This is a genomic window from Oxalobacteraceae bacterium OTU3CAMAD1, from assembly GCA_024123915.1.
Lineage (GTDB): Bacteria > Pseudomonadota > Gammaproteobacteria > Burkholderiales > Burkholderiaceae_D > Rugamonas.
Window position 1 is genome coordinate 1,272,151 of sequence record CP099650.1, and the last position, 17,775, is coordinate 1,289,925.

Sequence of the window (17,775 nt, forward strand, 5' to 3'; positions counted from 1 at the left end):
TGTTCACAACTAGTTAAAAAGCAATAATTGTGCTGCAATAATAAGTGCCAAATCTGCTTCCAACTTCGAAGATTACCGGCGGGGAAAACGCGTTATACACCTGCCATGCCGGTGATTACTGATGCGTGCTCTTCCTGACTGAGTGGGAAATTATGCACCCATTTTCCTGAGCCGTGTAGGCGTTTATGAGTCACTATCAAAAAAAGTTTTGTATCAAACCGCGCCTGTTGTGGCGCGGCTTGCTTTGTTGCGATGCGGCGAAATCAGGCCGCCAGCGGCGCGCCCAGATAGATGCCACGTGGCGCGCCCAGGCCTTGCTTGACCTGCCTGGAAATGTCGTCGACGAGCACTTCGTCGTCGCCGTTTTCAAGCGCGGCGACGATGATGCGCGCCACCTCGGCCGGCGCGGTTTTCTCCGCCTCGATGCCGGCCACCATGTCGGTGTCCATGTAACCCATGTGGGCCGCCAGCACCTGTGTTTTTTGTGCCTGCAGTTCGCCGCGCAAGCCGTTGGTCAACGCCCAGGCCGCCGCCTTCGAGACGCTGTAGGTGCCGGTGCCCGGCATGCTGATCCATGCCAGCGCCGACAGCACGTTGACGATGGCGCCTCCGCCGTTGTTCTTTAGCGCCGGCGCGAAGGCCTGGCTCAGCGCCATCGGGCCGAAGAAGTTGGTGTCCAGCTCTTGTTGCATCACCTGCAAGGCGTTGGGCCCGGTCAGGTCCGTGCCGTTGAAGATGCCGGCGTTATTGATCAGAATCGTGAGGTCGGGAATGGCTTGTACGGCGGCGGCGATGTCGGCCGCGCTGGTCACGTCCAGCTTGATCGGCGTGACGCCGGGCAGGGTGACCGATGCCGGGTTGCGCGCGCCGCCGTAGACCTTGCGGGCGCCGGCTTTGAGGGCGGCTTCGGCCAGGGCTTTGCCCAGGCCGCGATTGGCGCCGGTGACGAGGACGACGGAGTCTTTGAAGTTCATGGTGATACCTTTCAATGAGAGTGCGAGTTGATAGTGCAAGTTACAATATGACCGGTCATCTTAAAACCGGAGAAAAAAAACGATCACACAAGAATGCGGTTCAGCAGCATGTCGACGAAACGGTCCAGCGGCGCGCGGTCTTTTTCAGCCTTGGCGCGCAGCACCGCCCCCTGCCAGGCGTCGGCGGTGAAATTGGCCAGTTCCCTGGCCGGCTGCCCACTGGCGATGCTGCCGTCGCGCTGCCCCTGCGCGATGACTTCTTCCAGCATCGCGCACATGGACGCGAACGACTGCCGCGCGGTCTGCCGGATCGCCGGGCTCTGGTTGGACAGCTCGGTGCTGAAATTGCCCAGCATGCAGCCGGCATTGAATTCCGACGCCACGTTGGACTCGACCAGCTTTCCGAAGTAGCCGCGCAGCCATTCCCGCGGCGGCGGCGACGATTCGCCCAGCAGGGCGCCGATTTCGCCGGCCTGTCGGGCATAACGCTGCAATACCTCCACGCCCAGCTCTTCCTTGCTGGTGAAATGGTTGTAGAACGAACCCTTCGGCACCCCGGCCGCCTCGGTGATGTCTTGCACACTGGTGGCGTTGAAACCCTTGTTGTGAAGCAGGGACATTCCGGCGGTGACGATTTGTTCTTTGACGTTAGGTTTGGGCATGTGCGTAATATGACCGGTCGTCTTAAGTAAGTCAAGCGTTGTTTCGCGGGAAGTTACTTATTGTTTGATAGACAATGCTCAATACCAACTATATAGTTAGGGTACCGATGGTGAATATGGGTTATCTACTGTGCGTACCAAATCCAAGGTGTTGACCGGATTGCTAGCGCTATCTTCGATGCTGCCGGGGGCGCCGTCGCTGGCGCAAACCGCGCCACTGGACATGACGCTGTGCGTGTTCGACCAGCCGTTCTCGCCCATGACGTTTCCGGACGGTTGCGGCCAGTCGCTGGAATTGTTGCGGCGCGCCTCGGCGCTGCAGCCGGTGGCGATCCGGCAACTCGTCGCGCCCCGCTCGCAATGCATGAACCGCCTGCGCAACGGCCAGGTCGACGCCATGCTGGCCGCCTTCACGCCCGAGCGCACCGCCTACGGCGCTTATCCGATGAAGGGCGCGCAGCCCGATCCCGGTCGCGGCGTCGGCGAGTTGAACTTCTCCGTCTTCCGCAGGCAAGGCGGGACGGTGGCCTGGGATGGCCAGCGCTTCATCGGCCTGGGGCGACAGCCGGTGGGCGCGCAGCCGGATCTGCTGCACATGCCGATGCTGCGCGAGATGGACATCGTGGTCGACGACAGCGGCTCGAGCGTGGACCAGGTGCTCGCCAAACTGGCGGGCAAGCGGGTGGCGGCGGTCGTGACCGAGCGCGAGGAGGCCGGCGAGCTGGTCGCGCGCAAGTACCGGGGACAGATCGAAATGCTGCCGGCGCCGTTCCAGACGACGCCCATCTACCTGATCGTCAACAAGGTCTTCTACCAAAAGCACCAGCCGCAAATCGAGGCCTACTGGCAAGCCATCGCCCAGGCGCGCCACACGCCCGGCTTCCGCCAGTTCATCTCCGAATTTCCTAAAAACCATTAGCGGAAACATTAGCGGAAACTCTGCCGCTAAAGTTGCGTAAAGTAACAGTTTACTTGCCGTGGCGCGAACTTGGTATGATGCTCGACGACCGGCCACCAGCCGGTATTTTTCTAAAACGTCGGAGATCCCCGAATGAGATTACCCCTGCTGCTGCTTGGGACCGCTGTTGCGGCCTCCAGCGCCATGGCCGCGCCGCGCGGCTTTACCGTGGAAGACCTGGTCAAGATGGAACGGGTCGGAAGCCCCGCGCTGTCGCCGGACGCCACCCGCGTCGTCTACACCGTGCGTTCCACCAATATGGACAAGAATCGCGGCAACACGCAATTGTGGATGCTGGACCTGCGCGCGCCCAAGGCCGCGCCCGTGCGCCTGACCCAGGCCGACGCCAGCAGCACCGATCCCGAATGGTCGCCCAATGGCGATGCCGTCTATTTCCTGTCGGCCCGTTCCGGCTCGTCGCAGGTGTGGCGGCTGCCGCTGGCCGGCGGCGAGGCGGCCAGGGTCACCGACTTGGCGATCGACGTCGACAACTTCCGCCTGTCGCCGCAGGGCGACCGCCTGGCGCTGAGCCTGGCCGTGTTCCGCGATTGCGCCGACCTGGCCTGCACCAAATCGCGTCTGGACGCCAAGGCCAAGGACAAGGCCAGCGGCAAGCTCTACGACAAGCTGTTCGTGCGCCACTGGGATACCTGGGCGGACGGGCGCAACAACGTGCTGTACTCGGCGCCGATTGACGCCAGCGGCAAGGTCAGCGCGCAGCCGGTCAGCCTGAGCGGCGCGCTCGACGGTGATGTGCCGTCCAAGCCGTTCGGCGACCGCGACGAGTACCGCTTCAGCCCCGACGGCAAGACGGTGGTGTTCGCCGCCCGCATCGCCGGCAAGACCGAGGCGTGGTCAACCAACTTCGACGTCTATACGGTGCCGGCCACCGGCGGCGCGCCGACCAATCTGACCGCCGACAACCAGGCCTGGGACACCAAGGCCAGCTACTCGCCCGACGGCAAGACCCTGGCCTACCTGGCGATGGACAAGCCGACCTTCGAGGCGGACCGCTTCCACCTGGTGCTGGTCGATGTGGCCAGCGGCAAGAAGCGCACCGTCGCCGACAGCTGGGATCGCTCGATCGCCGACTACCGCTGGACCCCGGACGGCAAGGCGCTGCTGGCCACCGCCGACGACATCGGCCAGCATCCGCTGTTCCGCATCGACGCCGCCAGCGGCAAGGTCGCCAAGCTGACCGGCAACGGCTACGTCAGCGGCTTCGACGTCGCGCGCGACACCATCGTCATGGCGCAGGCCAGCCTGTCGTCCGGCGCCCAGCTGTACAAATTCAAGCTCGGCGGCAGCGGCGACAAAGCCGCGCAGCTGACCGAGCTGAACGCGGCCGCGCTGGCCGACGTCAAGTTCGGCGAGTTCGAGCAGTTCTCGTTCGCCGGCGCCAACGGCGAGACCGTCTACGGCCACGTCATGAAGCCGTGGGACGCCAAGCCCGGCGTCAAGTATCCGATCGCCTTCCTGGTGCACGGCGGCCCGCAGGGCAGCTTCGGCAACTCGTGGAGCTACCGCTGGAATCCGCAGGTGTACGCCGGCGCCGGCTATGCCACCGTGTTCATCGATTTTCACGGTTCGACCGGCTACGGCCAGAAGTTCACCGATTCGATCAGCGGCGACTGGGGCGGCAAGCCGCTGGAAGACTTGCAAAAGGGCTTGGCGGCGGCGGTGCAAAAGTTCCCGTGGCTGGACCGCGAGCGCAGCTGCGCGCTGGGCGCGTCGTACGGCGGCTTCATGATGAACTGGATCGAAGGCAACTGGTCCGACGGCTTCAAGTGCATCGTCAACCACGACGGCGTATTCGACACGCGCGGCATGGCGTACGCCACCGAGGAGCTGTGGTTCACCGAATGGGAAAACGGCGGTCCGTACTACGACGTGCCGGAAATGCACGAGAAGTTCAACCCGGCATTGCAGGTGAAGAAGTGGAAGACGCCGATGCTGGTGGTGCAGGGCGACCTGGACTTCCGGATTCCGACCTCGCAGGGCCTGGGCACGTTCACGGCGCTGCAGCGCCAGGGCATACCGAGCAAGCTGCTGGTGTTCCCGGATGAGAACCATTGGGTGCTCAAGCCGGCCAACTCGGTGCTGTGGCATCACACGGTGATCGATTGGCTGGATACGTACTTAAAGAAATAAACCCAACCCCGCCCGCCTTTAGCGATACGCGCGCCACGCCACTTAGGGGTCGTACCCGCAGGGTACGACCCCGCCCTGCCGTGCGGGTTATTCCTAACGCCCGCCAACGTCGCGGGCGTTTCCATATTTAAGGAAGCAAAAATGAAAAAAAGTATGATCGTCGCGGCGCTGGTGCTCGCCTATGGCGCTGCCGTGGCCACCGCAGCCAGGGCAGCCACCACCACCGCCCCGCGCGCCGAGAACGCCTATCTGTCGCAAGAGGACGCCGCCGCCCGCTCGGCGCGCGTCGGCAATGTCGACTACACGCTCGAGTTCGCGCTGACCGGCAAGGAAACCTTCTCCGGCACCACCACCTTAACGTTCGACCTGAGCGACGCCACGCAGCCGCTCACCATCGACCTCGACAAGGCGAACATCACCAGCCTGACCGTCAACGGCAAGGCCGTCACGCCGCAATACAACCAATGGTTCATCACCTTGGCGCCGCAGGATCTGAAGGCCGGCCGCAACACCGTCGCCATCGCCTACACGCGCTTGCACAGCACCAACGGCGAGGGACTGCACCGCATGGTCGATCCGGTCGACGGCCGCGTCTACACGTACTCGCACTTCGAGCCGGCCGCCGCGCACCAGATGTTCGCGCTGTTCGACCAGCCCGACCTGAAGGGCACTTTCCAGGTGACCGTCACCACGCCGGCCGACTGGGTGGTGTCGTCGACGATGCGCGAATCCGGCGTCACCGACGTCGACGGCGGCAAGCGCTGGACCTTCCCTCGCAGCAAAAAACTCAGCCCGTACAATTTCTCGATGCACGCCGGCCCGTACAAGGTATGGGAAGACAACAGCGGCCCGTATCCGATGCGCCTGTTCGCGCGCCAGTCGGTGGCGGCCCAGGTCTCGCCCAAGGATTGGTTCGGCTACACCAGCCGCGGCCTGAAATTCTTCGACCAGTACTTCGGCGTGCCCTACCAGTTCGAGAAATACGACCAGCTGCTGGTGCCGGACTTCCTGTACGGCGCGATGGAAAACGCCGCCGCGATCACCTTCGCCGAGCGCGCCTTCCTGCACAAGGATGAGATGACGGCGGCGCAGCGCGAAAGCCTGGCCGGCGTCATCATGCACGAGATGGCGCACCAGTGGTTCGGCGACCTGGTGACGATGAAATGGTGGAACGGCCTGTGGCTCAACGAAAGCTTCGCCTCCTTCATGGGCACCCTGGCAACGGCCGAGGCCACGGAGTTCACGCACGCCTGGCAGAGCTTCTATTCCAACGCCAAGCAGCAAGCCTACACGCAGGATCAGCGCGTCACCACGCACCCGATCGAAACGCCGGTGCCATCGACCGCCAACGCCTTCGACAACATCGACGCGATCACCTATTCGAAGGGCGCCTCGACCTTGAAGCAGTTGCGCCATCTGTTGGGCGAGGAAGTGTTCCGCCAAGGCGTACACAACTACCTGGTCAAGTATTCCTACCAAAACGCCAAGCTCGACGACTTCATCGGTAGCCTGGCCCAGGCCGCCAACCGCGACCTCGGCCCGTGGACGCGCGAATGGTTGTACGAGCCGGGCGTGAACACCATCGCCGCCGAGTTCAGCTGCGCCGGCGGCAAGATCAAATCGTTCAGTCTGCATCAAAGCGCGCCGAGCGCGGCGATGCCGACCTTGCGCGAGCAGCGCGTGCAGATCGGCCTGTTCAACCTGGGCCAGGACGGCATGTCGCTCAGCAAGAACCTGGCGGTGACCTACAAGGGCGGCGCCACCGCCGTGGCGGAACTCAAGGGCGCGGCATGTCCCGACCTGGTGTATCCGAACTACCAGGACTGGGGCTACGCGAAGGTCCGGCTGGATAAGAAGTCGTTCGCCACCGCGCAATCGAGCCTGAACAAGGTCGCCGATCCGTTGCTGCGTTCGATGCTGTGGCAGAGCCTGTGGGACAGCGTGCGCGACGCCAAGCTGCCGCTCAACGCCTTCCTGGGCACCGTGCTGACCCAGGCTCCGGGCGAGAAGGATTACACGCTGCTGGGCAACCTCCTCACCAAGGTGGCGCAGTCCAGGGCCTATCTCGACAATATGGGGCCGCAGGCGGCCGTCTACCGCGCGAAAGTGGGCGGGGAGCTGGAACGGATGGCGTTCAAGGCGACCGCCGCCGCCAGCGCCGACAAGAATTTCCAGCGCCGCTGGTTCGCCACGTTTGTCGACGTCGCCAGCAGCCAGCCGGCACTGACGCAACTGGCCGACATCCTCGGCGGCAAGCTGGTGGTGCCGGGCCTGAACATCAGCCAGGATGTGCGCTGGGATATCGTCGAACGCCTGAACCGGTTCGCCTATCCGGGCAGCGAAGCCTTGCTGGCTGCCGAGCAGGAGCGCGACAAATCCGATAGCGGACAGGCCGCCGCGCTGGCCGCGCGCGTGATCCGGCCGGACGCCAAAGTGAAGGCCGAATGGCTGACCAACATCGGCGACCTGCAAACCAAGTTGCCGTTCTCGAAGATTCGCCAGGCGATGGAGGTCATGTATCCGGCCGGCCAGGGCGCCCTCAGCGAGCTCAGCGCGGAGCAGCGTTTGGCCACGCTGGGGCAGGTCGACAAGGCCGCCGGCCCGGTCTTCATGCGTTCCTACGCGGAGACGATGATACCGGCCACTTGCACGCCGGCCAGCGTCAGCCGCCTGCAGGCGGCAATTGTGAAATTACCTGACTTGTCGACCGGCACCAAACGTTCTCTTTTGGTAAGGCATCAGGAAGATGAGCGGTGTGTTGCCATCAAGAAAGCAATGACAGTATTTTAATCGCCGTTGCCGTTATGGTGAAAAAGCCAGCCCTGCGCTGGCTTTTTTTTTGCCCGCGCGTTTTGCCGGACGATGGCCGTGGCAAGGAGGACGTAAAACGCAAATGCCGGAATTTACTTTGTTTGCGGAGCTTTTTCCGGACTACATGGTTTCAATTTCGGCATGCGGGTTTTGTAAAAGAACAACAGAAAAATGATCAGATCGGCACAATTCCGTGACATAGCCATGACATTGCTTCCATAGCGGAAGCAGTATTTTATTTGGTAATTAATTATGATAAGTAAATAATAATTATTAATCTTAAGTTACTCAAATTGTGTTGTTTGTTTATATTCATTGTTACCTACAAAAAGTAGACAGGGGTTCCAGCGGGCGATCGGTCCGGCGGACCACGGCGCCATTACTTTCATCAAAAGGGCAGTGAAATGAACCACTTGAAGCAAGCGCAGCTGAAAAAATTAACCGGCGCCGCCCTCGGCGCCCTTGCGCTGTTGAGCGCCACGCCGGCCATGGCCGGCGTAATCGATTTCGAATCCATCGGCCCGTCGATCTACGGCGGCACCGAGACCCTGAGTGAGAACGGCTACACGATGACCGTGATCGACACGCCCGCCGCCGGTCCGGACGGCACCGGTCTGGCCGGCGCCATCGGCGACGGCAGCGACCCGTATCTGTGCGTCATCGCGGCCTGCCCGACCGGCAACGCCAGCCATTTTTACATGGGTCTCAATGACGGCAGCCTCAAGGTGGCGCGCGGCGACAACGCCGCCTTCCAGGTGTCGAGCATCGACTACGCCTTCCTGGCCCCGGTTGGCGGCTTGCCCAGCTACTCGTACGGCCAGCTGACCCTGCTGGGCACGCGCGCCGACGGCGGCACCATTTCGGTCGCCTACGATTTCCCGTTACTCGACACGTTGGGCAGCTCGCCGTTCGTCACCAACTCGCTGAGCGCCTTCGGCAACGTCAGCCTGAGCAGCCTGGTCATCAGTTCCTGCCTGTTCGACGGCAGCGGCGGTTGCTACAAGCTGCTTCCCGGCGCGGAAAACCAGGCGCAGTTCGCCTTTGACAACCTCGATATCAGCGCGGTCGGCCCTGTCGCCCCCGTGCCGGAGCCGGAAACCTACGCCATGATGGGCCTCGGCCTGGGCTTGGTGGGCCTGCTGTCGCGCCGCCGCGCCAAGGCGGGAGCCAAAGCCGCCGTCGCCTCGATCAACGCCTGAGCAAGGAACACCCCACATGAAACTCCGTCCTATTTCCGCCGCCGTCCTGCTGCTGGCCGCCGCCCTGACGAGCGCCGGTCCGGCCAGCGCCGAGTCCGTGCGCCGCTCCTACATCGTGCAACTGACCGACAAGCCGGTCGCCACCTACACCGGTCAAGTCGCCGGCCTTGCCGCGACGATGCCCGCCCAGGGCCAGCGCCTCAACGTCGACGCCGCCGCCGTGCAGGCCTACATCAACTACCTCGACACCAAACAGAACGCGGTCATCAACACCATCGGCGCCGCCGAGATCACCCATAAATACGACGTCGTCTTCAACGGCTTCGCCGCCATGCTGACCGACGACGAAGTGCGCGCGCTCAAGAAAAACAGCGGCGTGGCCGCGATCACCGCCGACTCCATGATGCAGCTCGACACGACCTACACGCCAAGCTTCCTCGGCCTGGACAAACCCGGCGGCCTGTGGGAACAGCTCGGCGGCAAGGGCGCCTCGGGCGAGAACATCATCGTCGGCATCGTCGATAGCGGCATCTGGCCGGAGAACCCGAGCTTTGCCGACCGCGTGGACGGCAACGGCAACCCGAGCCACAGCGGCTCGACCGTGGTCTACGACGCGCCGCCGGCCACCTGGAAGGGCACCTGCGACACCGGCGAGGGCTTCAGCGTGGCCAATTGCAACAACAAGCTGATCGGCGCGCGCTACTTCAAGCAGCCCGACCTGCAACTGCACTGGACCGAATTCCTGTCCGCCCGCGATTCGGTGGCCGGCACCGAGGGCCATGGCGGCCACGGCAGCCACACCGCCAGCACGGCGGCGGGCAACGCGGGTGCGACCGCGACGACCAACGGCCTGAACCTGGGCAAGGCCAGCGGCATGGCGCCGCGCGCCCGCATCGCCGCTTACAAGGTGTGCTGGACCGACGCCGCCACCGGCAAGAATGGTTGCGCGCCGTCCAACAGCGTGGCCGCCATCAACCAGGCGGTCAAGGATGGCGTCAACGTCATCAACTTCTCGATCGGTTCGAGCGCCGGCGGCGGCTCGTTCGCCGACGCGACCGAACAGGCCTTCCTGGGCGCGACCGCCGCCGGCGTGTTCGTCTCCACCTCGGCCGGCAACCAGGGGCCCACCGCGACGGCGCCGGCCCCGGTCGGCCACATCAGCCCGTGGCTGGCCTCGGTCGGCAACTCGACCCACAACCGCATCTACCTGGCCGACGCCGTCACCGGCAGCGGCGCGACCTTGACCGGCGCCTCGAGCAACGCCAACACGCCGACCTCGCCGCTGGTGCTGGCCAAGGACGCCGGCCTGCCGGGCGCCGATCCCGTCCAGCTGAACCGTTGCTTCGGCGCGACCGACGCCGTGGAGCCGCTGCTGGACCCGGCCAAGGTCGCCGGCAAGATCCTGGTGTGCGACCGCGGCGGCAACGTTCTGGTCAACAAGAGCGCCAACGCCAAGGTGGCCGGCGCGGTCGGCGTGGTCATCGCCAACGTCGAAGGCGGCGCGACGACCATCATCAACCAGGCGCACACGATCTCGACGGTGCACATCGCCAAGGAAAACACCGCCATCCTGAAGGGCTACATCGCCGCCAATCCGACCACGGCGGTCGCCTCGCTGGGCAACTTGCGCGCCACCTTCGATGCGTCGGTCCAGGCGCCGATCATGTCGGGCCAGTCCTCGCGCGGTCCGAACGTGGCCAACGCCAACATCCTCAAGCCGGACATGGCGGCGCCGGGCACCGACATCCTGGCCGCCGTCACCGCCGACCTGACGCGCGAACAGCGCGACGCCATCGCCGCCGGTTCGCCGTCGCCTGTGTCGGACTGGGCCTTCTACAGCGGTACCTCGATGGCCTCGCCGCACGTGGTCGGCGTGGCCGCGCTGCTCAAGCAGCTGCATCCGAGCTGGACGCCGTCGGCCATCAAGTCGGCGCTGATGACCAGCGCGACCGACACCTTCAGCGACGGGCTGACCAGCAAGGTCGCCTGGGACAGCAGCGCCACCAATGCCGGCAACTTGCCTTGGGGCCAGGGCGCCGGCCACATCGCGCCGAACTCGGCGGCCGATCCCGGCCTGGTGTACGACATCGCGCCGAACGACTACGCGCGCTTCCTGTGCGGCCAGGGCTTGATCTACACCACCGCCCAGTGCACCACGTTGGGCGGCCCCATCGCCGCGTACAACCTGAACCTGGCCTCGCTGACGGCCTCGAACGTGCTCGGCACCCTGACCATGACGCGCACCGTCACCAACGTCGGCAACACCACCGCGACCTACAACGCGACGGCGTCGCTGCCGGGCTTTAACGTCTCGGTGCAGCCGTCCACCCTGGTGCTGGCGGCTGGCGCCAAGGCCAGTTTCACCGTCAAGCTGACCCGCACCAGCGCCCCGCTCGACACCTGGGCCTACGGCGCGCTGACCTGGAAAGACGGCACCCATGTCGTGCGCAGCCCGCTGACGGCGCGCGGCACCGGCCTGTCGGCCCCGGCCAGCGTGGTGAGCGAGGCGGCCACCGGCAGCAAGGTCGTTACGGTCGGCACCGGCTTTGCCGGCGCCATGAGCGCGGTCAAGGGCGGCCTGCAGCCGGCCACCCGCGAGACGCGCTCCATCGCCACCGCCAACACCGGCCTGAGCAACGCGGCCTTGTGCCAGGCGGGCGCCGCGACCGGCGTCAACCTGCATCCGGTGACGATCCCGGCCGGCACGCTGCTGGCGCGCTTCTCGCTGTTCGATTCGGACACGACCGGCGCCGTCCCCGGCGACTCGGACCTGGACCTGATCGTCATGCGCGGCAACACGCCTATCCTCAGCAGCGGCGGCGACACGGCCAACGAGTCCATCCAGATGGTGGCTCCGGCCGCTGGCGACTACAACGTTTGCGTGATCGGTTATCGTCCGAACGGCGGCCAGGCCACTTACGCGTTGTCGAGCTGGGTGGTGCAGCCTTCGACGGGCGGCAACTTCAAGGTGGTTCTGCCGAGCTCGGCCACGGTGGGCGGTACGGCCAGCGTGGGCATGAGCTGGTCCGGTCTGGCGCCTGGCGTGCGCCACGTCGGCGTGGTCAACTATCTGCTGGGCGGCGTCAAGCAGGGAGCGACGGTGATCGACGTCGACACCACCGATCCGTTGCCGTTGTTCAAGGGCTCGCGCAGCAAGGAGGCGCTGGCTTTCTAAGCATGTAGTTTGGATGTGAAAAACCCGCGAGGCCGGTTGGGCTCGCGGGTTTTTTGTTTTTGGTGCTCGATGATTTGTTGGCGGCGCTTACATGGCCGATTACGCTGCGCTAATCCGCCCTACGTGGATCTGTGGTGTTTCCTGGGCTCGTGGCGTTGATGGTGCATTGGCCGGCGCGGCAGCTGGCGCCGGGGTCGCTGACCATCGAGCAGGTCGACATCATCTGCTCGCGCTCGTCGTCGGCACGGCGCGCGGCGGCGTGTTGCTCGATCAATGCCTTGAGCGCGGCGCCGTCGCTGTTTTTGCTCGACCAGGCCATATAGCGCTCGGGGCCGCCGCAGGCCTTCGACCCGAAGCCTATCGTGTGGCATTGGCTTTGCGTGTCGCAGCTGGTGTCGGCGTTGGTGGCCTGGATTTTTTTCCACAGGGCTTCGGTCTTGTTGGCTGTCGGTGTGCCTGGCGCCGGCGAGGCCGGCGGCGCGCTGCCGCAGGCGCTGGCGGCCAGCATCAACAGGCTTGCCGTGGCAAGACGAAGGGTGCGGGAGTGGAGAGAAATTTTCATCATTTCATCATGATCCAATCGCCGTCGCTTTACAAGGGCTCGCTCAATCGTGCTTTGCGCGCCCCGCCATCGGGGCCAAACAGGATAACGAATTCGGCGTGGGTGGGCTTGCCGTCTTCCGGTTTCGCCTTGGGATATTGATAGCGCCAGACCTGGTAGCCGCTGTCGAAACGCACCGTCGTCGCCGGGCCGAGCGCGGCGCGCATTTGCGCCGTGGTGCGGTGGCTGTCGGCCACGGGCACCGTGCCCGCGCCCGACGCGTCGTCCATGTAGTCGAATTCCACCAGGGTATCGTCGGACCAGCGGCGGTCCCACACCGGCGCGTAGTAGCTGCGATCGAGCAAGACCTGGCAATCGCAGAAGGGCAGGGTGTCCGGTGTTTGCGTGCCGCCCGCGTACAGCACGGAAAACGGCAATGTTTCGGTGCGGCCGCCGTCGCGCAGCGTGACGCCGAACAGCGGCCGCTCGGCGAAGAACAGATAGTTGCCGTCGGCGCCAGAGCAGACCCGGTCCGGGTCGGTGAGCAGCTCGCCCAGCCAGGCGAAGACGGTGGCGTTGTTCGACAGTAGGCCCGCCTCGACGCCGACCTGGCATTCGAGCCGCAGGTCGCCCAAGCGCCGCATGCCGGTAGGCACGTTGGGACTGCGCACCTGCGCGCGCCAGGTCAAGGTACTGGTCTTGCTGCTGGCTATCAGCGCCGCGTCTTCGCGCAGCGCCTGGCTGTTGCGGTCGAGGGTGAAGGTGTGGTCGGGCGCGACGGGCACGGGCAGCGCGACGGTGTCGCCGACCACGCGCAGGGTGATGCCGTCGAGCCGCGTGGTGGGCAAGCGCGGCAGCAACTGGAAGCGCAAGCTCGCCTGCGGCGCCAGCGCCCGGTTGCGCTCGAAACGCTCCACGCCGGCGATCATCTTGCGGTAGGACTTGTCGACCGGATCGCGGGTGGCCGTGACGGTGACCCGGGCCGGGGCGTCCTGGCTGGACGCCGGCCAGCAGGCCGCGATCAGCATCGCGGCCGCAAGATAGCGCCCTACGCGGCGTTGCATAAAATTGGACAAGTCGGCTCCTGCTACTGCGGAAACCAATGTTAGGCCAGCGCACGCGTTCGCGGCGCACCGCTCACTGCGGCGATTGCGACTCCACCCAGCGCAGCAGGTCGCGGCCGAACACGCGCGCGCGGGCCGTGTCGATCTGGCGCCGCTTGTAGGCGTCGTGGCTGGCGGGGCCGGCCAGGCTGCGCTCGTAGCTGGCCTGGTCCATCAGCTGGATCTCGTACTCGAAGAAAAAGCCGACGTCGTATTCCTGGTCGGCGACGGCGCCAATGTTGGGATAGTCCGGCTGGACGTGGATCATCTTGCGCACCGTCACCTGGATGCTGTTGAAGCCGCTACCGCTGTGCGGGTTGTCGCAGCGCGTCTGCGGCTCTGCCAGATCGGCCAGTTCGGCGTCCATGGTTTGCAGCAGTTCGTACGGGTAGTCGTCGCTGTGCTCGATCTGGGCGCGGTATTTGTTGAAGATCTGTTTGGCCGCCTCCAGGTCCAGCAAGGTGTTGCGGGTGCGTTCGGCGTCGACATTGGTGACCGACAGCAGATGCGCGCGCTGCAGGCTGCGCAGCGCCAGCAGGCATTCGAAGCGGGTGGCGAACACCAGCCGCACGCCGAGGTGGTCGAAGATGTCGGCGGCCAGGTAGGCGGCCTTTTGCAGCAGCTTGAGCAGGATGCTTTTGCGGCCCTTGTTGTCCTTGCGCTCGTAGTGCAGCATCGGCAGGCAGACCTCGCCGTCGGTGAGGAAGTGGCGGTCGCCGTCGTGCCGGATCACCTCGTCGAGGGTGGCGAACACCTGTTCGCGGATGGCGTGGAAGTGGCGCAGCTTGAGGTTGTTGTCGATGTAAAAGATGCCGTGCATGACCTTGAGCACGGCGCACGACCACATGCGCCGCACGTCGACGTTGTTGCCGCGCAGCGAGGCGTACACCAGCAATTGCAGCGGATCGTCGGGATGGCTGACCTCCTCGGGGATCAAGCCGGCCTGGGCCGGGGCGAGGAAGGTGCAGGCGAGGAAGTCGACCGCCTCGCGGTGGGCGCGGGCGATGATCGCGGGGGCGGCCGGCTGCTCCAGGTCGAAGCCGTACTCGCGCACGAACTGCCGGGCGTCGTGGAGATTGCGCAACGCCAGCGCGCCGAGGTCGATGGCCGACACGCCGTTGGCGATGGCATTCAGATAGCTCCAGTTCAGCGAGAACCTGCCACCGCTCTTGAGCGAGGCTCGTAGTTCAGTCATGGCGTCCTGCATGGGCTGCGATGATCCAGTATTGCAGCCTGTTCCGCGAGCGTCAATCGATACCAATGGTCACCGCCGACAGTGTCTCTTATTGCTCAATAGCAAATAACTAGGGTTTTGTTTTTCGCAAGCTTATAATGGCGGCCTTGATTTCTTTCGCTACCATTCCACCATTCCTATGGACAAACTGAGCAATAAGCGCATCGCCATCCTGGTGCCTTGCTATAACGAGGCGTTGACGATCACCGCCATCGTGCGCGATTTCAACGCCTGCCTGCCGCAGGCGCAGGTCTACGTGTTCGACAACAATTCCACCGACGGCACCGCGCGCATCGCCCGCAAGGCCGGCGCCATCGTGCGCAACGTGCCGGCGCAGGGCAAGGGCAGCGTGGTGCGGCGCATGTTCGCCGACATCGAGGCCGACGCGTACGTGATGGTCGACGGCGACGACACGTATGACGCCAGCGTGGCGCCTCAACTGGTCGAGCAGCTGTTCAGCGAAGGGCTGGACATGGTCGTGGGCAACCGCGTCAGCACCGAGCAGGAGGCCTACCGGCCCGGCCACCGCTTCGGCAACGCCATGCTGACCGGTTGCGTGTCGTTCATTTTCGGCCGCACGTTCACCGACATCCTGTCCGGCTACCGCGTGTTCTCGCAGCGCTATGTCAAATCGTTCGCCGCGCACTCGGCCGGCTTCGAGATCGAGACCGAGCTGACCGTGCACGCGCTGGCGCTGCGCATGCCGGTGGCCGAGGTGTCGACCTCGTATAAATCGCGTCCGGAAGGCTCGGTCAGCAAGCTCAACACCTATCGCGACGGCGTGCGCATCCTGGGCACCATCTTCCGCCTGTTCAAGTCCGAGCGGCCGCTGGCCTTCTACGGCATCGGCACCTTCTTCATCGCGCTGCTGTCGATCATCCTGGCCCAGCCGTTGGTCACCACTTACCTGAAGACCGGCCTGGTGCCGCGCTTGCCGACGGCCACGCTGTGCGCGTCGCTGATGCTGGTGGCGCTGATCCTGCTGGCCTGCGGCATCATGCTCGACGCCGTCACCAAGGGCCGCATCGAGCAAAAGCGCTTCGCCTATCTGTCCAAGCCGGGGCCGTCGTTCGACGAGGGCGCGCCGTGAGCTTCATGAACGCCCGCCTGACGGCGCTGGACGCGTGGTTCGCCCGCCGCACCGCTTTTCTGGGCCATCCGCGCGCCGCCTGGCACGCGGCCTGGATCGTGCCCGTGCTGCTGGGTTTGTGGTCGGTGCTGAACGGCCAGGACGACGGCTGGGACATGCGCAACTATCATTTGTATAACGCGCACGCGCTGATGAACGGGCGCATCGGTGTCGATCTGGCGCCGTCCGGTTTCCAGACCTATTTCAATCCCACCATCGACCTGCCGTATTATTTCCTGAACCGCTGGTTGCCGCCGCAGCTGGTCGGCTTCGTGCTTGGCGCGCTGCACGGGCTGAATTTCGTGCTGCTGGCCGGCATCGCGCGCGAGCTGATCGGCAAGCACCAGCGCCTGGTGCTGCTGCTGGCCGGCGCATGCATGTTCGCCCCCGGTTTCTTGAGCGAGCTCGGCAATACAATGGGCGACAACCTGACGGCGCTGTTCGTGCTCGGCGCGCTGTACATCGTGCTGCGCCATTGGGACGGCCTGCCGCGCTGGCGCGCCGGGACGGTGCTGGCCATGGCCGGCGCCGGCGTGGCCATGGGCATGAGCGCCGGACTGAAGTTGACCAACGCGACCTATGCGGTGGCGCTGTGCCTGGCCTTGCTGACCGTGCCGCTGCCGTGGTGGCAGCGCTTGCGGCTGGCGCTGGTGTTCGGCGTGGGCGTGCTCGGCGGCATCGCGGCGACGGCCGGCTGGTGGTTCGTCAAGATGTGGAACACCTTCGGCAATCCGCTATTTCCGCAATTTAATAACATCTTCCGCAGCCCGCTGGCGACCGAGAACGGCGTCATCGACTTCTATTTCCGTCCGGTCGGCTGGATCGAGAACCTGCTGTGGCCGTTCATCTTCGCGTTCAACACGCGCCGCGTCTCCGAGTTGCCGATGAAGCTGGCGGTGTGGCCGCTGCTGTACGTGCTGCTGGCGGCGTTCGTCGTGGTCTGGTTGCTGCGCCGCCGCGCCCGGGCCGGCCAACACGGCGGCCAACCGCACACCGCGCCGCCGACGCTCGATCCGCGCGCCGCCTTCACCCTGGTGTTTTTTGTCGCCGCCTATGTCGTCTGGATGCGCATGTTCAGCATCTACCGTTATCTGGTGCCGCTCGAACTGCTGGCGCCGCTAATGATCTGGATCGTCTGGCGCTACCTGGCGCCGGCCCGGCAACGGCTGGCCGGCGTGGCGCTGGCGCTGCTGGTGGCGGGTGTATTCCCTATAGCCAACTGGGGCCATCAGGCCTGGGGCGAGCGCGCCTTTAGCGCCGAGGTGCCGGCGTTCGCCACGCCGGCGCAAAGCATCGTCTTCCTCGCCCAGCCCAATCCGCCGGCGGGGTGGATGTCGATCTTCTTCCCGCACGACGTCAAGATCATTTCGCTCGGCACCGGTTTCCCGGAATCGCCGGCCTGGCATGCGCTGCGCGAGAAGGCCGTCGCCGAGCGCGCCGGTCCGCACTATGTGCTGTTCACCGCCAGCAAGAATGACCGCGACGGCTCGCGCCTGCGCAAGCTGGCCGTGGCGCAGGCGCTGGGCCTGACCGACAGCCCGTCCGGCTGCCGCAAGCTGGCGTGGCTGCTCAAGCGCACGGTCGAGGTGCGCAACTTGCCGGACGGCGCTTGCACCTTCGATCTGCCGGCCAAGTACCGTCTCGACCTGGCCGCGCTCGACCGCGCGACCGTCGAAGGGCTGGCGCAAAAGCTGCCGCAATATGGGCTCCAGCTCGATGCCGGCAGTTGCGCGACCCATCAGGCGGCCGTCGGCAAGGAGCCGTATCCGTACCGGATGTGCCGCGTGACGGTGCTGCCGAAATAAGCGCTTCCTGGTCCGATGGGAGGGGCGGGCGAA

12 protein-coding genes are annotated in these 17,775 nt (G+C 65.0%); 7 read left to right on the forward strand and 5 right to left on the reverse strand.

The window, feature by feature from the left end:
• Positions 1 to 263 precede the first annotated feature (263 nt).
• Together NHH88_05405 and NHH88_05410 are read right to left on the reverse strand one after the other, a co-directional pair.
• Complete coding sequence (locus tag NHH88_05405) at positions 264 to 974, reverse strand: SDR family oxidoreductase (protein USX15236.1); 711 nt, start codon at positions 972 to 974, stop codon at positions 264 to 266.
• A gap of 83 nt (positions 975 to 1,057) precedes the next feature.
• Complete coding sequence (locus NHH88_05410) at positions 1,058 to 1,636, reverse strand: TetR/AcrR family transcriptional regulator (GenBank protein ID USX15237.1); 579 nt, start codon at positions 1,634 to 1,636, stop codon at positions 1,058 to 1,060.
• A gap of 130 nt (positions 1,637 to 1,766) precedes the next feature.
• On the opposite strand from NHH88_05410, the gene NHH88_05415 reads away from it, so the two are divergent.
• From NHH88_05415 to NHH88_05435, 5 genes are all read left to right on the forward strand, one after another.
• Positions 1,767 to 2,555: a transporter substrate-binding domain-containing protein gene (locus NHH88_05415; GenBank protein USX15238.1), complete on the forward strand. Its 789-nt coding sequence runs from the start codon at positions 1,767 to 1,769 to the stop codon at positions 2,553 to 2,555.
• Between the two features lie 132 nt (positions 2,556 to 2,687).
• Positions 2,688 to 4,745: a S9 family peptidase gene (locus NHH88_05420; GenBank protein ID USX15239.1), complete on the forward strand. Its 2,058-nt coding sequence runs from the start codon at positions 2,688 to 2,690 to the stop codon at positions 4,743 to 4,745.
• A gap of 141 nt (positions 4,746 to 4,886) precedes the next feature.
• Complete coding sequence (pepN, locus tag NHH88_05425; GenBank protein ID USX15240.1) at positions 4,887 to 7,535, forward strand: aminopeptidase N; 2,649 nt, start codon at positions 4,887 to 4,889, stop codon at positions 7,533 to 7,535.
• Between the two features lie 425 nt (positions 7,536 to 7,960).
• Positions 7,961 to 8,755: an NF038120 family PEP-CTERM protein gene (locus NHH88_05430; protein ID USX15241.1), complete on the forward strand. Its 795-nt coding sequence runs from the start codon at positions 7,961 to 7,963 to the stop codon at positions 8,753 to 8,755.
• A 16-nt stretch (positions 8,756 to 8,771) separates the two neighbouring features.
• Complete coding sequence (locus tag NHH88_05435) at positions 8,772 to 11,930, forward strand: S8 family serine peptidase (GenBank protein ID USX15242.1); 3,159 nt, start codon at positions 8,772 to 8,774, stop codon at positions 11,928 to 11,930.
• A 109-nt stretch (positions 11,931 to 12,039) separates the two neighbouring features.
• On the opposite strand, the gene NHH88_05440 is transcribed toward NHH88_05435, so the two are convergent.
• From NHH88_05440 to NHH88_05450, 3 genes are all read right to left on the reverse strand, one after another.
• Positions 12,040 to 12,495: a hypothetical protein gene (locus NHH88_05440; protein ID USX15243.1), complete on the reverse strand. Its 456-nt coding sequence runs from the start codon at positions 12,493 to 12,495 to the stop codon at positions 12,040 to 12,042.
• Between the two features lie 26 nt (positions 12,496 to 12,521).
• On the reverse strand, positions 12,522 to 13,547 hold the full coding sequence (locus NHH88_05445) for a hypothetical protein (GenBank protein USX15244.1): 1,026 nt from the start codon (positions 13,545 to 13,547) through the stop codon (positions 12,522 to 12,524).
• Positions 13,548 to 13,608: 61 nt separating this feature from the next.
• Positions 13,609 to 14,769, reverse strand: coding sequence for a TIGR04552 family protein (locus tag NHH88_05450; protein USX15245.1), 1,161 nt, complete (start codon positions 14,767 to 14,769; stop codon positions 13,609 to 13,611).
• 178 nt (positions 14,770 to 14,947) lie between these two features.
• Here NHH88_05450 and NHH88_05455 point away from each other — a divergent pair, with 178 nt between their 5' ends.
• Both NHH88_05455 and NHH88_05460 read left to right on the forward strand, forming a co-directional pair.
• Positions 14,948 to 15,898: a glycosyltransferase gene (locus tag NHH88_05455; protein USX15246.1), complete on the forward strand. Its 951-nt coding sequence runs from the start codon at positions 14,948 to 14,950 to the stop codon at positions 15,896 to 15,898.
• Positions 15,895 to 17,742, forward strand: coding sequence for a hypothetical protein (locus NHH88_05460; GenBank protein USX15247.1), 1,848 nt, complete (start codon positions 15,895 to 15,897; stop codon positions 17,740 to 17,742). Before NHH88_05455 ends, NHH88_05460 begins: the two co-directional genes overlap by 4 nt.
• Positions 17,743 to 17,775 lie beyond the last annotated feature (33 nt).

Bases quoted from the DNA above. Each gene is read 5' to 3' on its own strand.
- NHH88_05405 (USX15236.1), bottom strand. From the start codon at position 974: ATGAACTTCAAAGACTCCGTCGTCCTCGTCACCGGCGCCAATCGCGGC.
- NHH88_05410 (USX15237.1), bottom strand. From the start codon at position 1,636: ATGCCCAAACCTAACGTCAAAGAACAAATCGTCACCGCCGGAATGTCC.
- NHH88_05420 (USX15239.1), top strand. From the start codon at position 2,688: ATGAGATTACCCCTGCTGCTGCTTGGGACCGCTGTTGCGGCCTCCAGC.
- pepN (USX15240.1), top strand. From the start codon at position 4,887: ATGAAAAAAAGTATGATCGTCGCGGCGCTGGTGCTCGCCTATGGCGCT.
- NHH88_05430 (USX15241.1), top strand. From the start codon at position 7,961: ATGAACCACTTGAAGCAAGCGCAGCTGAAAAAATTAACCGGCGCCGCC.
- NHH88_05435 (USX15242.1), top strand. From the start codon at position 8,772: ATGAAACTCCGTCCTATTTCCGCCGCCGTCCTGCTGCTGGCCGCCGCC.
- NHH88_05440 (USX15243.1), bottom strand. From the start codon at position 12,495: ATGATGAAAATTTCTCTCCACTCCCGCACCCTTCGTCTTGCCACGGCA.
- NHH88_05450 (USX15245.1), bottom strand. From the start codon at position 14,769: ATGACTGAACTACGAGCCTCGCTCAAGAGCGGTGGCAGGTTCTCGCTG.
- NHH88_05455 (USX15246.1), top strand. From the start codon at position 14,948: ATGGACAAACTGAGCAATAAGCGCATCGCCATCCTGGTGCCTTGCTAT.